This is a genomic window from Methylobacterium symbioticum (assembly GCF_902141845.1).
Classification (GTDB): domain Bacteria; phylum Pseudomonadota; class Alphaproteobacteria; order Rhizobiales; family Beijerinckiaceae; genus Methylobacterium; species Methylobacterium symbioticum.
In genome coordinates this window covers 36876-51249 of record NZ_CABFPH010000037.1, presented here as the reverse complement: position 1 = coordinate 51249, position 14374 = coordinate 36876, and the positions used below count along the sequence as shown (strand labels likewise).

At 71.0% G+C, this 14374-nt stretch carries 12 protein-coding genes; 7 read left to right on the top strand and 5 right to left on the bottom strand.

The features are described from left to right. Positions 1–176 precede the first annotated feature (176 nt). Positions 177–878 (bottom strand): invasion associated locus B family protein, encoded by a 702-nt coding sequence (locus MET9862_RS14285; RefSeq protein ID WP_142583608.1) that lies wholly within the window; start codon positions 876–878, stop codon positions 177–179. A gap of 183 nt (positions 879–1061) precedes the next feature. Beyond that, positions 1062–1184 (bottom strand): hypothetical protein, encoded by a 123-nt coding sequence (locus MET9862_RS30455; RefSeq protein WP_280178969.1) that lies wholly within the window; start codon positions 1182–1184, stop codon positions 1062–1064. Between the two features lie 495 nt (positions 1185–1679). On the opposite strand from MET9862_RS30455, the gene MET9862_RS14280 reads away from it, so the two are divergent. The 5 genes from MET9862_RS14280 (at position 1680) to MET9862_RS14260 (ending at position 7159) form a co-directional block, all read left to right on the top strand. Continuing rightward, the gene (locus MET9862_RS14280) at positions 1680–3128 is read left to right on the top strand and encodes a homospermidine synthase (RefSeq protein WP_142583607.1); all 1449 of its coding nucleotides are present in this window, start codon (positions 1680–1682) and stop codon (positions 3126–3128) included. Positions 3129–3318: 190 nt separating this feature from the next. Then, positions 3319–3879, top strand: coding sequence for a Uma2 family endonuclease (locus tag MET9862_RS14275; protein ID WP_142583606.1), 561 nt, complete (start codon positions 3319–3321; stop codon positions 3877–3879). A 21-nt stretch (positions 3880–3900) separates the two neighbouring features. Continuing rightward, positions 3901–4242, top strand: coding sequence for a hypothetical protein (locus tag MET9862_RS14270; RefSeq protein ID WP_142583605.1), 342 nt, complete (start codon positions 3901–3903; stop codon positions 4240–4242). Further along, positions 4239–5084, top strand: a complete 846-nt coding sequence (locus MET9862_RS14265) for a DUF1206 domain-containing protein (protein ID WP_142583604.1) — start codon at positions 4239–4241, stop codon at positions 5082–5084. Before MET9862_RS14270 ends, MET9862_RS14265 begins: the two co-directional genes overlap by 4 nt. A gap of 107 nt (positions 5085–5191) precedes the next feature. Next, positions 5192–7159: an SDR family NAD(P)-dependent oxidoreductase gene (locus MET9862_RS14260; RefSeq protein ID WP_142583603.1), complete on the top strand. Its 1968-nt coding sequence runs from the start codon at positions 5192–5194 to the stop codon at positions 7157–7159. A gap of 202 nt (positions 7160–7361) precedes the next feature. On the opposite strand, the gene MET9862_RS14255 is transcribed toward MET9862_RS14260, so the two are convergent. Both MET9862_RS14255 and MET9862_RS14250 read right to left on the bottom strand, forming a co-directional pair. Continuing rightward, positions 7362–8282 (bottom strand): NAD-dependent epimerase/dehydratase family protein, encoded by a 921-nt coding sequence (locus MET9862_RS14255; protein WP_142583602.1) that lies wholly within the window; start codon positions 8280–8282, stop codon positions 7362–7364. Then, entirely contained in the window at positions 8279–9274 is a 996-nt protein-coding gene (locus MET9862_RS14250; RefSeq protein WP_142583601.1) for an MraY family glycosyltransferase, read from the bottom strand. The genes MET9862_RS14255 and MET9862_RS14250 overlap by 4 nt, the downstream gene beginning before the upstream one ends. A gap of 130 nt (positions 9275–9404) precedes the next feature. Between MET9862_RS14250 and MET9862_RS14245 the strand changes: the two genes are divergently transcribed. Then, a complete protein-coding gene (locus MET9862_RS14245; protein WP_142583600.1) occupies positions 9405–10385 on the top strand; it encodes a catalase family peroxidase in 981 nt (326 codons plus the stop codon). A 41-nt stretch (positions 10386–10426) separates the two neighbouring features. On the opposite strand, the gene MET9862_RS14240 is transcribed toward MET9862_RS14245, so the two are convergent. Then, positions 10427–12496 (bottom strand): protein meaA, encoded by a 2070-nt coding sequence (locus tag MET9862_RS14240; RefSeq protein ID WP_142583599.1) that lies wholly within the window; start codon positions 12494–12496, stop codon positions 10427–10429. A 302-nt stretch (positions 12497–12798) separates the two neighbouring features. On the opposite strand from MET9862_RS14240, the gene MET9862_RS14235 reads away from it, so the two are divergent. Continuing rightward, the gene (locus MET9862_RS14235) at positions 12799–14271 is read left to right on the top strand and encodes a catalase (protein ID WP_142583598.1); all 1473 of its coding nucleotides are present in this window, start codon (positions 12799–12801) and stop codon (positions 14269–14271) included. Positions 14272–14374 lie beyond the last annotated feature (103 nt).

The window sequence follows — 14374 nt, the reverse complement described above, 5'->3', positions numbered from 1 at the left end:
CCGCGCCTTCGGCGGGGGGCGCCGCGGGCGCTTGGTTGGGGGCCGCGGGCGCCTGGGCCAGCGCCGCGGGCGCGGCCAGGCAGGCGCCGACGAGCGCGGCAGACAATCCTCTCATGCGTTCCTCCCATCGATGCGGGGCCGTTGGCCGGCCTCCGCGATTCGGTCCTGGTGCTGGGTCAGCTCCCCAGCGCCGCCGCGCGCTCGAAGGCGGTGGCGAAGCCGGCGAGCGGCAGGGTGATCGTCACGGCCTCGTCGTTGGACGCCTTCTTGCCGGTGACCACGAGGGCCTTGGCGGTCTTCATCGAATCGGTGGCGAGCGTCGGGAAGCTCACCGGCACGAGGCAGCCCTCGGCCGTGCAGGAGATGTAGAAGGCGCCCTTGCCGAGGGTCGCCTCGTCGAGCTTGAACGACACGCCCGGCTCGATGGCGAGGCCGAAGGGCATCAGGATCACGCCCTCGGCGCGCCCGTCCTTGGGGGTGCGCAGCTCGAAGGCGAACTGGCGCCGCCCGGTGTTGCGGTCGCCCTGGGTCTGCATGACCATGCAGGCGACCTGCGCCTCGGCCCGGGCGCAGCTCGTGGTCCACTCGCCGTAGGTCTCGGTGACGGTGTCGGCGCCCGCCGGCCAGGCCGCCTTCTCGGCGGGCTTGTCCACCGCCTTGGCCGGCGCCGGCTTCGGCCGCGGGGCCGGCTTGGGCTTGGGCTTGGGCTTCTCCTCGGCGGCGGGGGCCGCCTCCGGCTCGGCCTCCTGCGCGGCGGCCGGGGATGCGGCCGTCAGGACCGGCAGGAGGATCGGCAGGGGCGCGGCGAGCGCGAGGCCCGCGAGCAGCAGCGCGGCTGCGGGCCGCGGCCGGGCGGTGAAGGGCGCGCGTGTCGGCATGCGTTCAGTCCATCCCCCTCGGCCGGCATGGCGGCCGGCGCGTCCCTCGCCTCGGGCGGGAAGGGGCGCGCAATCAACAGCTTAGAGTCGTTCTCGAAAGCGGCCTGCACCGCCGGACGGCTCTAGCTCTCATGGGGGACGGACGCAATCCGGCCGCGGGGCGCGGCCGGGAGGCGGCTCGGATCAGAGGCGGGCGCCGCGGCGCAGGCGGCGGGCCAGGGCGAAGGCCAGGGTGATCAGGCCGGGATCGCGGTCGAGCGGCTCCTCGGCGGGAGCGGGGCACTGGGCGACGAGCACGGCGAGCATCGCGAGAACTCCAGATGAGGCGGCGCTTCCCGAAACGAGGTGTCGCGAGGTCTTCCGGACCTTCTGTTGCCGATACTGTGTGGATCTCGCGAAACGCATGCAACGTGGTCGGCCGCACGGGATGCATGCAGCGCTAGCATATGTACAATGGTTCCACCTGCGATCCTGCGGAGATGCTTGGTTCGCGGCCGGGCCCGGAGGCGGTGGCCCAGCCGAGATCTGCACAGGAGATCCGAACATCGCCCCGCGCGCCGGCGGGGCCTGCATATCCTGCACGGGATCCATGCATTCCAGCTCCCTCCCCCGGCGGTTGACCGCGCGGGCACGCGGCGCCAGTAAGATCCCCTGCGCGGGCCGCGGCCCCAGGGCCGATCGCGGCCGCGCGTTCGCTGCCCGGCCCGGCGTCGGATTGTCGCCGCTTCGTCACACAGCCCGCTTAACCACGAGGCGCCCCTGTGCCGGGGTGCCCGAGCATCATCGAGGACCTGCCGCATCATGACAGACACGCCGACCCATCACCCGGTCTACGGCCGCATCAGCGGTCCCATCGTGATGATCGGCTTCGGCTCGATCGGCCGCGGCACGCTGCCCCTCATCGAGCGCCATTTCGAGTACGACCGCGCCCGCTTCACGGTGATCGACCCGGTCGACACCCACAAGGATCTCGCCGAGAAGCACGGCCTGCGCTTCGAGACCGTCGCGCTGACGCCCGAGAACTACCGCGACGTGCTCACCCCCCTCCTCACCGAGGGCGGCGGCCAGGGCTTCTGCGTCAACCTCTCGGTCGACACCTCGTCGCGCGCGATTCTCGAGCTCTGCCGCGAGCTCGGCGCCCTCTACATCGACACCGTGGCCGAGCCCTGGCCGGGCTTCTATTTCGACAAGACCAAGAGCCAGGGCGACCGCACCAACTACGCCCTGCGCGAGGACATCCTCGACGCCCGCGCCCAGAATCCCGGCGGCACCACGGCCGTCTCCTGCTGCGGCGCCAATCCCGGCATGGTGTCCTGGTTCGTCAAGCAGGCGCTGCTGAACATCGCCGCCGATACCGGCCTCGAGCGGCCCGAGCCGAAGAGCAAGGCCGAGTGGGCGGCGCTGATGAAGGATCTCGGCGTCAAGGGCGTGCACATCGCCGAGCGCGACACCCAGCGCGCCAAGACCCCGAAGCCGCGCGGCGTCTTCGTCAACACCTGGTCTGTCGAGGGCTTCGTCTCCGAGGGCAACCAGCCGGCCGAGCTCGGCTGGGGCACGCACGAGACCTGGAAGCCCGAGAACGCCCGCGAGCAGGAGAAGGGCCGCTCGCGCTGCGCCATCTACCTGCTGCAGCCCGGCGCCGACACCCGCGTGCGCACCTGGGTGCCGACGGTCGGCGCGCAGTTCGGCTTCCTGGTGACCCACAACGAGGCGATCTCGATCGCCGACTACTACACGGTGCGCGAGGGCGATCGGCCGGTCTTCCGCCCGACCTGCCACTATGCCTATCACCCGGCCAACGACGCGGTGCTCTCGCTGCACGAGATGTTCGGCAATGCCGGCAAGGTGCAGGAGAGCCAGCACATCCTCGACGAGAACGAGATCGTGGACGGCATCGACGAGCTCGGCGTGCTCGTCTACGGGCACAAGAAGAACGCCTACTGGTACGGCTCGCAGCTCTCCATCGAGGAGACGCGGGCCATCGCCCCCTACCAGAACGCGACGGGCCTGCAGGTGACCTCGGCCGTGCTCGCCGGCATGGTCTGGGCCCTGGAGAACCCGAACGCCGGCATCGTCGAGGCCGACGAGATGGATTTCCGCCGCTGCCTGGAGGTCCAGACCCCGTATCTCGGCCCGGTGGTGGGCGTCTACACCGACTGGACCCCCCTCACCGACCGTCCGGGCCTGTTCCCGGAGGACATCGACACGAGCGATCCCTGGCAGTTCCGTAACGTGCTCGTGCACGGCTGATCCCTTCGAGAGCGACCGCCGGGACTTTGGCCCCGGCGGTCGAGCCGCCTCACGCGGGCGGCCCCGAGCCCCGGAGGCGAAGCCGGCACCGAACAGGCTGAGGGCACCGTCACAGCCGCGGGATGTCGCTGGTGTGGAGCCGATCGGCGGTGCTACCATCCCGCGCGAGCGTTCGCAGGATGAGGCCCCGATGGCGCTGGCCGCGAGACGCGACGCGCGCATGAGCGTCGCCGAGTATCAGGTCTGGGTCGAGAGCCGCCCGGATGACGAGCGCTGGGAATTGCTCGACGGCGAGGCCGTGCTGATGCCGCCGCCGAAGGAGCGGCACCAGCGGATCGTCTACAACCTGCTGCGCCGGGTCGGCGATCTCGCCGATGCACGTGGGTGCAGCGCCTTGCCCGGCCTCGCCATCCTCAGCGAGGCGTTGGACGATTTCGCGCCGATCCCGGACGTCGTGGTGCGCTGCGGACCGCCTCTTCCGGACGGCTATGCGCGCGACCCCGTGCTGATCGCCGAGGTTCTGTCGCCCTCGACCATGGCGAACGACCGCGGACGCAAGGTCGAGTTCTATCTGTCGGTGCCGAGCCTCCAGACCTTCCTGATCGTCTACCAAAACGAGGGCCGGGTCGAGGCTTGGCAGCGCGCCCGGGACTGGGAGATGCAGGTCTTCGGCCTCAACGACCGGATCGAGCTGCCCGAACTTGGCGGCGGCGTGGCGGTCGCCGATATCTACAACCGCGTTGTCTTCTAAGCCCCGTCAGGTCCCCTGCCCTTGCCCCATTTCGAAGAATTCTACGCCGACAAGCTGCGCGGCTCGCTCGGCGTCACCGATGCCGAGGCGGTGCTCGACCTGCGCGGGGCCAACCGCGCCACCGCGGAAGCCTCGCTCAAGGACATGCTGGAGCGCAGCCGCTTCGGGAAGGGCAAGACGGTGGCGATCCGCCTCGCGCCCCCGCCCGAGGGCGGGGGCGAGACGCTGTTCCAGCCTACCGGCCGCCTCCTCCTCGACGCCAAGCGCCGCGGCCTGATCGAGCGCCTGCAGACCCTGCCCGCCCAGGACGGCCTCGGCTTCTACGTCTCGCTCTCCGGCAAGCCCCAGCGTCCGGCCCCGTGAGGCGGCTCGGGGGGCGCAACACCCTGGAGCGGCTCGCCCGGTTCGGCTACGGCGCGCGCGGCTTCGTCTATTGCGTGGTCGGCGGGCTCGCCGTGCTCGCCGCCCTCGGGGCCGGCGGCCGGGCCGGCGACAGTCGCGGGGCTCTGCGGACCGTCTTCGGCGGGCCGTTCGGGCCGGTCCTCGTCGGTGCCATCGCCCTCGGGCTCGCCGGCTTCGCCGTCTGGCGCGCCGTCGAGGCGGTCACCGATGCCGACCGGCGCGGCACGGCGCCCAAGGGCCTCGCGGTCCGGGCCGCGCATCTGGTCAGCGCCGGGATCTATGGCGGCCTCGCCCTCACCGCGGCGAGCCTCAGCCTGGGGCTCGGCATGAGCGGCGGCGACGGCATGCGCGACTGGAGCGCCTGGGTGATGGCCCGGCCCTTCGGGCGCTGGCTTCTGGCGCTCATCGGTGCCGCGATCGTCGGCGGCGGCTTCGGCTTCCTGTGGAAGGCCGCGCGCGGCGACGTGACGGAGCGCCTGCTGCTCGGGGACACCCAGGCGCGCTGGGCGAATCCGATCGGGCGCTTCGGCTACGCGGCCCGCGGCATCGCCTTCCTGATCATCGGCGGCTTCCTCATCGTCGCCGCGTGGTACCAGCGCTCCTCCGAGGTGAAGGGGCTGGCCGAGGCCTTCGCCCTGCTGCGGCGGCAGGAATACGGCGCCTGGCTGCTGGGCCTCGTCGCGGCCGGCCACGTCGCCTTCGGCGCCTTCGGCCTGATCCAGGCCCGCTACCGCCACATCGACGCACCCGACATCGACGAGGCGGACGAGGCGGCGGCGCGGGCCATCCGCGACCTCACCTGAGATCCGGGTGTCGAGAGGGATCCTCCCTCTCGCGGGTCCGGGGGGAGCCCGGGATGACGGCGCCACGCGTTGACAGCGCCGGGCCCGCGGCGGATACCGCGCCACCCATGCAGCCGCGCCATGCCAAGACCGCCGCGATGGTCGTCCACGATCTCGTGGCGACCGCTCTGGCCGTGGTCCTCACCTTCGCGTTCCGCTTCACCGGCTCGCAGCTGACGGAGCGCCTGCACGCGCTGCCGCTGCTGCTGCCGCCCTTCCTGCTGCTCGCCGGGCTCGTCTACGCGCGGTTCCGGCTCTACCGGACCAAGTGGCGCTTCGCCTCGCTGCCGGACCTCGCCGGCATCGTGCGCGCCGCGAGCGTGCTGGCGCTCGCGCTCCTTCTGATCGACTACGTGCTGGTCTCGTCCGACCTCTACGGGTTCTACTTCTTCGGCAAGATCGCCATCGTCCTCTACTGGGTGCTGCAGATCTTTCTGCTCGGCGGAACCCGGCTGGCCTTCCGCTACCTGAAATATACCCGCTCGCGGCAATCGAGCGCGCGCGGCGCGACGGTGCCGACCCTGCTGCTCGGCCGCGGCGGCGACATCGAGGTCCTGCTCAGGGCCATCGAATCGGGCTCGGTGAAGAAGCTCGCGCCCAAGGGCATCCTGTCGCCCCGCGCCGACGAGGCCGGGCAGATGATGCGCGGCGTGCCCGTGCTCGGCGGCTTCGCGGATCTGGAGCGGGTGATCGCCCGGCTCGCCGAGCAGGGCCAGCCGGTGCGGCGCCTGGTGGCGGCGCCGAGCGCGCTGGAGGCCGAGCCCGATGCCCTCGTCGCCCAGGCCCGCCGGCTCGGCCTGCCGCTGGTGCGGGTGGCGAGCCTCGGCGAGGGCGCGCGCGAGGCCGAGCTGGCGCCGCTGGAGATCGAGGACCTGCTGCTGCGCCCGACGGTGGCCATCGACCGGCCCCGCCTGGAGCGCTTCCTCCAGGGGCGGCGCGTCGTCGTCACCGGCGGCGGCGGCTCGATCGGCTCGGAGATCTGCCTGCGGGCCCTGGCCTTCGGCGCGGCCCGGGTCCTGGTCCTGGAGAACTCGGAGCCGGCGCTCCACGGCATCCTGAGCAATCCCCTGGTGCTGGCCGCGGGCGGCCGGGTCTCCGGCCTCATCGCCGATATCCGCGATGCCGAGCGCGTCCACGACGCGTTCCGGGCGTTCCGGCCCGACTACGTCTTTCACGCCGCCGCGCTCAAGCAGGTGCCCTATCTGGAGCAGGATTGGAGCGAGGGCATCAAGACCAACGTCTTCGGCTCGATCAACGTGGCCGATGCGACCCTGGCGGCGGGGGCGCGCGCCCTCGTGATGATCTCCACCGACAAGGCGATCGAGCCTGTCTCCCAGCTCGGCGTGACCAAGCGCTTCGCCGAGATGGTGGCCCAGGCCCGCGACGCCGAACAGGCGGCCTCGCCCGGCCATCCGACCCGGCTGATCGCCGTGCGCTTCGGCAACGTGCTCGGCTCGGTCGGCTCCGTGGTGCCGGTGTTCAAGGCGCAGATCGCCCGCGGCGGCCCGGTCACGGTCACGCATCCCGACATGGTGCGCTACTTCATGACCGTGCGCGAGGCGGCCGACCTCGTCCTCACGGCGGCCTCGCACGCGGATGGCGAGGCGCGCCAGGCCGGGACGGGGGCTGCGGAGGACCAGCGCGCGGCGGTCTACGTGCTGAAGATGGGCCAGCCGGTGCGCATCCGGGACCTGGCCGAGCGCATGATCCGGCTGGCCGGCTTCGAGCCGGGCGAGGAGATCGAGATCAACTATTCCGGCGCGCGGCCGGGCGAGCGCCTGAACGAGATCCTGTTCGCCCGCGAGGAGCCCCGCGTCAGCCTCGACGGGATCGAGGGGGTGATGGCGGCCCGCCCCGTCTTCGCCGACCGCGCCCGGCTCGATGCCTGGGTGGTGCGCCTGCGCGAGGCCGTCGCCGCGGGCGACCGGGCGGCGGCGGAGGCGGTGTTCGAGGCCGCCATCCCGCATTTCCGCGAGCGCAAGGCCGGGCAGGTCGAGGGCGCGGCCGCGGAGCCGGCGCTGCCGGAGGCGGGCTAGAGCCGTTCCCGAGCGCGTCGCCATCCGGAACGGCTCTCAATCGCTGTTTTGACGCGCTCTCCTTCGCCGTGCCGGCAGCCACATCGGCGGAGAGTGGGCTAGAGCATCGTCCATGATCCGTGGATCGCGGAAAATGCTCTATCTATTTGATTGTGCTGAATTTTCTTTCGCGGAGCCGGCGACCGCTTCCGCGGACAATGCTCTAGCCCCCCTCCCGGGCGAGCCGGGCGAGCGCCTGCGGCGTCGGCATGGCCGGCCGCCAGCCCAGGGCCATCAGGCCGTCCGGCCGCGCGACGAGGCCGCCGGCGAGCCGGTCGTAGATCGCCTCGCGGCCCGTGAGCCGGCAGGCGAGGCCGAGGAGCGCGCCCGGCACGGGGAGCAGGCCGGGCCCCCGGCCGAGGCCCCGGCGCAGGGCCGCCACCATCTCGGGCAGGGTCTGCGGGTCGGGATCGGCGGCGACGAGGGCGCGGTTCAGGGGGCCCGGCGCCCTCAAGACCGCATCGACCGCCGCGGCGAGGCTGTCCGTCGAGATCAGCGAGCGCCGGCCGGAGAGCCCGCCGAGCGGCAGCGGATAGGGCGAGCGGGCAAGTCTGAGGAGCGCGGCCATGTTGCCCTTCACGCCGGCCCCGTGGACGAGGACGGGGCGCAGGGCGACCCAATCGAGCCCGGTCTCGGCGAGGGCGTGCTCCGCCTCGAGCTTCGAGCGGCCATAGGCGTCGGTGGGCGCCTCCGCCTCGTCCTCGCCGACCGGATGCGGGCTCGTCGCGCCGCACTGCGCCCGGATCGAGGAGAGGAAGACGAAGCGGCGCACCTTGGCGCGCGCGGCGGCCTCGGCGAGGCGCCGCGTCGCCTCGGTGTTGAGGGTGCGGTAATCGTCCTCGGGCGCTCCCGACATCGCATGCGCGAGCCCGGCCGAATGCACGACCGCGTCGACGTCCGAAAGGGCTGCAGCCATGTTCATCGGCCGCGTCAGATCGCCGACGACGGCGCTCGCCGCCCCCTCCGGCACCTCTACGGGCCGGCGCAGCAGCACCCGCACCCGGTAGCCGCGGTCGGTCAGGCTGCGCAGCAGGTGGCGGCCGATGAAGCCGGTCGCGCCGGTGAGCGCCACATGTCCGGTCACTGTGCCTCCTGCGGGCGGGCGAAGCGTGCGAGCAGCGCCGCCACCAGGGCCGCGCCGACGGCGAGCGCGCCCAGGCTGACGAGCCATCCGGGCCAAAGCAAGGTCGCCGCCGCGAGCCCGGCCAGCGCGAGGTTGAGGGCGAAGACGCGGCCGACCACGCCCGGCACCGTGAGTCCGTTCACGGTGGCCTGCTGGTAGAAATGGCTGCGATGCGCCTCCCAGACGCGCTCGCCCCGCGCCGCCCGGCGGACGAGCGTGAGGGTCGCGTCGGCGAGGTAGTAGAGCGGCAGCAGGATCGCCGCGGCGAGACCCCCCTGGAGGGCGAGCCGGTAGAGCAGCCAGGCCGTGATCAGCCCGATCGGCAGGGAGCCGACATCGCCGAGGAAGAGCCGCGCCACCGGCCGGTTGAAGGGCGCGAAGCCGAGCATCGCCCCGAACAGACCCGCCGCCACCAGCACCGCGAGGGGCGGCAGGTATCCGAGGCCGCCGAGGATCAGGAGCGCGCCCGTCACGGGCACGATCTCGGCCACCGTCATCCAGTCGAGCCCGTCCATGAAGTTGACGAGGTTCACGAACCACACGCCCGCGAGCACCGCGAGCATCCGCTCCACCGGCAGCGGCAGATCCGGGAGGAGCCGTCCGCGCACGAAGGTAACGAGGGCTGCGGCCACCAGGGCCTGCACAGCGAGCCGGAGCGCGGCGGGGAGCGGGCGGATGTCGTCGATGGCGCCGAGCACGGCCAGCGCCACGGTCCCGAGGGCGAGCGCCAGCCACTCGCCGACATCGCCGATCTCGGAGGTGCGCAGCACGCCGGCCGCGAAGAGCGCTGCCGTCACCACGGCGATACCCCCGCCCTGCGGGGTCGGCTCGGTATGGCTGGAGCGGGCGTTGGGCCGGGCCAGCGCGTAGCGCACGAGGAGCGGACGGAGCCGCACGATCAGGCCGGCCGAGAGGGCGGCGGCGAGCGGGACGGCGACGAGGGGGCTGAGCATGCCGCGCGATAGCGCGGAAACGAGGCCGCGGCGAGAGCGGCGCAGCTGTCCGAGCTTGCAATCGAATTGTGCGCAATTAGAGTGCTTGCGGAGTCGCGCCGGCGGCTCCAACCACGACGGGAGACGCCCCATGACCTGGCTCCGTACGCTTCTCGGCTGCACGGCCGCGACCGCCTGTCTTCTCACCGCCGCGTCTGCCGAGGAGGTCGATCCCGCCTCCATCGTGGCCGCGCAGCTCGCGGCCGGCGGCAATCAGCCCGGCGTTCGGGCGAGCGGCGCCAAGGGCATCTGCCTCACGGGCACGTTCTCTCCCGCCTCCGGCGCCACCGCCCTCTCGAAGGCGCCCCACTTCCAGAAGACGGTGCCGGTGACCGCCCGCTTCTCGATGGGCGGCAGCAACGCGAAGATCTCGGACAAGACCAAGCCGGTCACCCGCGGCTTCGCCATGCGGATGAACGACCCGTCCGGCGACATGGTCTTCGTGGTGATCTCGGCGCCGGTCTTCGGCACCCGCACGCCCGGCCAGCTTCTCGAAGCCCTCCGGGTGCGCGCTCCGGGCCCGGACGGCAAGCCGGACGCGGACAAGATCAAGGCCTTCACGACACAGTATCCGGAGACCACGCGGCAGGCGGCCTGGCTCAATGCGCGGCCGGTGCCGGCGAGCTATGCGGGCGTCGATTACTGGGCGGTGCACGCCTACACGCTGACGAACGCCAAGGGCGAGGCGACGGTGGCCAAGCTCAAATTCGTCTCCGCCGAGAAGGCCGGCCTCTCCGACGACGAGCTGAAGGCCAAGCCCGATTCCTTCTACGCCGACGAGCTGAAGGAACGCCTCGCCAAGGGGCCGGCCCGCTTCGACCTCGTGGCGATCCTGGCCGAGCCCGGCGACCCGACTGCGGACCCGACCGCGACCTGGCCCGAGGAGAGCCGCAAGACCGAGACGCTCGGCACTCTCGCCATCACGGGGATCGAGCCGGACGCCACCTGCGACGCCCGCACCTTCGACCCGGTCGCGGAACTGCCGGAGGGTGTCGCCGGGCCGGCGGACGACCCGATGTTCGCGATCCGCTCGCCCGCCTACGCCGTCTCGGTCTCGCGCCGGACGAATTGAGGATGCTTGCCCTTCCCGTCGCCGGGGAGGGCCTTCCCGCCTCAGTATACCTGCTGCCCGGCCGCTTCCGGCTCGGCATGGCTCCCGGTCCGGCCGTCGAGCGCCTTCTCCACCACCTTGGCGAGGCCGACCATGATCTGGTCGATGGCGTAGTCCTTCGGGGTGTAGACGGCGCGCACGCCCATGTTCTTCAGGACCAGTTCGTCCTCGGGCGAGATGATGCCGCCGACGACGACGGGAACGTGGTCGAGCCCCGCCTCCCGCATCTTGGCGCGGACCTCCCGCACCAGCGGCACGTGGCTGCCCGACAGGATCGAGAGGCCGACCACGTGGGCGCCGGTCTCCTTCGCCTTGGCGACGATCTCGGAGGGCGTCTGGCGGATCCCGTCATAGGTCACGTCGAAGCCGACATCGCGGGCGCGCAGCGCGATCTGCTCGGCCCCGTTCGAGTGGCCGTCGAGGCCGGGCTTGCCGACCACGAGCTTCGGCGTCTCGCCGAGGCGCTCGCCGAGATCGGCGATCAGGAGCTTGGCCTCCTCGGCCGCCCCGGAGGAGACGGTCTCCAGGGTCACGCCGGTGGGCGCGCGGTATTCGCCGAACACCGCGCGAAGCCGCTGGCCCCACTCGCCGGTGGTGACGCCCGCCTTCGCCGCGGCGATAGAGGGCGGCATGATGTTGGCGCCGGAGCGCGCAGCCTGCTCCAGATCCTCGAGCGCCTTGCCCACCGCCCGCTCGTCACGGCCCGCGCGCCAGGCCCGGATGCGGGCCTCGGCCTCCATCTCGACGGTCTCGGAGACGGTGAAGATCGCCCCCTCCCCGGCGGTGAGCGGCGAGGGCTCGCCCTGCTGCCACTTGTTCACGCCGACGACGATCTGGTCGCCCTTCTCGATCGCCGCGATGCGGCGGGCGTTCGATTCCACCAGCGCCCGCTTCAGCTCGCCCGCCTCGACCGCGGTCACCGCGCCGCCGATCTCGGCGATGCGCTTCAGCTCGGCCCGGGTCTGCTCCTTCAGGGCCTCGACCTTGGCCTCGATCACCGTCGAGCCGTCGAAGATGTCGTCGTATTCGAGCAGGTCCGTCTCGAAGGCGAGGATCTGCTGCATGCGCATGGACCATTGCTGGTCCCAGGGCCGCGGCAGGCCGAGCGCCTCGTTCCAGGCCGGCAGCTGCACGGCCCGCGCCCGGGCGCGCTTCGAGAGGGTCACGGCCAGCATCTCGATCAGGATGCGGTGGACGTTGTTCTCGGGCTGCTGCTCCGTCAGTCCGAGGCTGTTCACCTGCACGCCGTAGCGGAAGATCCGCTTCTTGGCGTCCGTGATGCCGTAGCGCTCCTGGGCGATCTCGTCCCAGAGCTCGGCGAACGCCCGCATCTTGCAGATCTCGGTGACGAAGCGCATGCCCGCGTTCACGAAGAACGAGATCCGGCTGAACACGTCGGAGAAGCTCGCCTCGTCGAAATCCGGGTCGGCCCGCACCGTGTCGAGCACCGCGATGGCGATGGCCAGCGCGTAGGACAGCTCCTGGACCGGCGTCGCCCCGGCCTCCTGCAGGTGGTAGGAGCAGACGTTCATCGGGTTCCACTTCGGCACGTTCTTGGTCGTGAACAGGATCACGTCCTTGGTGAGCCGCAGCGAGGGCGCGGGCGGGAACACGTAGGTGCCGCGCGACAGGTACTCCTTGATGATGTCGTTCTGCGTGGTGCCCTGCAGCGCCGCGATCGGCGCGCCCTGCTCCTCCGCCACCGCGAGGTAGAGCGACAAGAGCCACGGCGCCGTGGCGTTGATCGTCATCGAGGTGTTCATCTGGGCGAGCGGGATCTGGTCGAACAGCGTCCGCATGTCGCCGAGATGCGCGATCGAGACGCCGACCTTGCCGACCTCGCCGCGCGAGAGCTCGTGGTCCGGGTCGTAGCCGGTCTGAGTCGGCAGGTCGAAGGCCACCGAGAGGCCGGTCTGGCCCTTGGCGAGGTTGCCCCGGTAGAGCGCGTTCGATTCCGCCGCCGTCGAGTGGCCCGCATAGGTGCGGATGATCCACGGCTTGTCCCGCCTGATATCTGCCCGGTTGGCGTCCGTCTGCTGCTTGCTCTCGGCGATGGCCGGCTGCCCGCTCATTCTCGTCCGCTCCCGTCACAGCCGCGCGCCGAATCCCCGGCCCGGACCTGATCCGGCCCGGGCGCGGTCCGGCGCGCCTTTGGGTCCTAGCCTAGAGCCGAAAGCGCCGGGACGGAATCGACTTTCCTTAGCGAACCCCGCGCGTTTTCTTCAACATTGGTCGAAGACGGGCCCCGCACCCGGGCTGCGGCAACGGGGCCGGACCCCAGGCTGTGCACGAGGGTGTGAGGCGATGCAGCCTTGCAGGCCCTCATACGTTCCTGAGCCAGGTTAAGCCCAGCTGAGACAGGATCCCTGCCACGATGGCCGACTCCGCCCCCCGTCTGACCACTGCGTTCGGGAACCCGGTTTCCGACAACCAGAACTCGCTCACCGCCGGCTCGCGCGGGCCGGTTCTGATGCAGGACTACCACCTCATCGAGAAGATGGCCCATTTCAACCGGGAGCGGATCCCGGAGCGCGTCGTGCATGCCAAGGGCTACGGCGCCTACGGCACCTTCCGGCTGACGAAGTCCCTGGCCGACTACACCCGCGCCAAGGTGCTCACCGAGGTGGGCAAGGCGGTTCCGATGGTCGCCCGCTTCTCGACGGTGGGCGGCGAATCGGGCTCGGCCGATACCGCGCGCGACCCGCGCGGCTTCGCCCTCAAGTTCTACACCGACGAGGGCAACTGGGACCTCGTGGGCAACAACACGCCGATCTTCTTCGTGCGTGACGCGATCAAGTTCTCCGACTTCATCCGCACCCAGAAGCGCGACCCGCGCACCCATCTCAAGCCGCATTGGCGCCGCTGGGACTTCTGGAGCCTCTCGCCCGAGGCCATCCACCAGGTGATGTTCCTCTATTCCGACCGCGGCACGCCGAAATCGGCGCGCTTCATGAACGGCTACGGCTCGCACACCTTCTCGTTCTGGAACGAGCGGGGGGAGCGGCACTGGGTGAAGTTCCACTTCCACACCAAGCAGGGCATCGAGAACTTCTCCGCCGCGGACGCCGACGAGATCGCCGGCAAGGACCCGGACTATTCCTCCGCCGACCTGCATGGCGCCATCGAGCGTGGCGAGTTCCCCAAATGGCGGGTCTCGGTGCAGCTGATGCCGGAGCTCGATGCCGACACCTATCCCATCAACCCCTTTGACCTCACCAAGGTCTGGCCGCATGCCGACTATCCGCTGATCGAGATCGGCGAGATGGAGCTCAACCGGAATCCGGAGAACTACTTCGCCGAGATCGAGCAATCTGCCTTCGAGCCCTCGAACGTGGTGCCGGGCATCGGCTTCTCGCCGGACAAGATGCTGCAGAACCGCATCCTCTCTTACGCGGATGCGCATCGCTACCGGCTCGGCGTGAATTACCACCAGATCCCGGTCAACCAAGCCAGGAACGCCCAGGTGCAGACCTATCACCGTGATGGGGCCATGCGCACCGACGGCAACCATGGCGCGCAGGTCGACTATGAGCCGAACTCCTTCGGCGGCCCGGTGCAGGATCCGTCGTTCCAGGAGCCGCCGCTGCGCCTCAAGGGCGATGCGGCCCGCTACGGATGGCCGGGCGACGACGCGGATCTCTACGGGCAGCCGCGCGAGTTCTGGACCAAGGTTCTGGACGACGGCGGCCGCAAGCGGCTCGTGGAGAATGTCGTCACCTCGATGGGGGACAGCCCGCGCCACATCCAGGAGCGCATGATCGCCCATTGGTATAAGGTACACCAGGATTTCGGCCGTGGCGTCGCGGCTGGATTGGGTATCGAACCTGCGAAGGCTGCGGCCGAATAGCCGGGCGCATCGAATAATTCTTCACTTCGCGCCAAAGTCGATTTGAATCTGCGGGGCCTGCGCTGCGGTGCGGGCCCTGAATCGTGTTTTATCCTGCCGTCTT